A 931-nucleotide genomic window follows, 5' to 3' on the forward strand; every position below is an offset into this window, starting at 1 on the left:
ACATTATTTAGTTATGCCAAAGCTTTGACTGCAAATAATCAGCCTGAAAAAGCTTTACAGTTCTTTGAGCGAGCGCTTCAAATTCAACCTAATAATCTGATAACATTATTTAGTTATCCCTATGCTTTGACTGCAAATAATCAGTCTGAAAAAGCTTTACAGTTCTTTGAGCGAGTGCTTCAAATTGAACCTAATGATCTGAGAACATTATTTAGTTATGCCAAAGCTTTGACTGCAAATAATCAGCATGAAAAAGCTTTCCAGTTCTTTGAGCGAGCGCTTCAAATTGAACCTAATAATCTGAGAACATTATTTAGTTATGCCAAAGCTTTGACTGCAAATAATCAGCCTGAAAAAGCTTTACAGTTCTTTGAGCGAGCGCTACAAATTCAACCTAATAATCGGAAAATGCTAAATAGTTATGCCAAAGATTTTAGTTCAAATAATCAGCCTGAAAAAGCTTTAGAGTTCTTTGAGCGAGTGCTTCAAATTGAACCTAATAATCGGAAAATGCTAAATAGTTATGCCAAAGCTTTGATTTCAAATAATCAGCATGAAAAAGCTTTACAGTTCTTTGAGCGAGCGCTTCAAATTGAACCTAATAATCGGAAAACGCTAAATAGTTATGCCAAAGCTTTGAGTTCAAATAATCAGCATGAAAAAGCTTTAGAGTTGTTTGAGCGAGCGCTTCAAATTCAACCTAATAATCGGAAAACGCTAAATAGTTATGCCAAAGCTTTGAGTTCAAATAATCAGCATGAAAAAGCTTTACAGTTCTTTGAGCGAGCGCTTCAAATTGAACCTAATGATCTGATAACGCTAAATAGTTATGCCAAAGCTTTGATTTCAAATAATCAGCATGAAAAAGCTTTACAGTTCTTTGAGCAAGCGCTTCAAATTGAACCTAATAATGTGATAAAGCTCAATAGTT

At 34.2% G+C, this 931-nt stretch carries 1 protein-coding gene; it reads left to right on the plus strand.

What is annotated here, in order from left to right:
* Positions 1-931, plus strand: a 931-nt coding sequence (locus tag QUB66_RS19195; RefSeq protein WP_332971259.1) for a tetratricopeptide repeat protein, incomplete at both ends; no start/stop codon positions are given.

Source organism: Microcoleus sp. A2-C3 (genome assembly GCF_036706065.1).
Lineage (GTDB): Bacteria > Cyanobacteriota > Cyanobacteriia > Cyanobacteriales > Microcoleaceae > Microcoleus.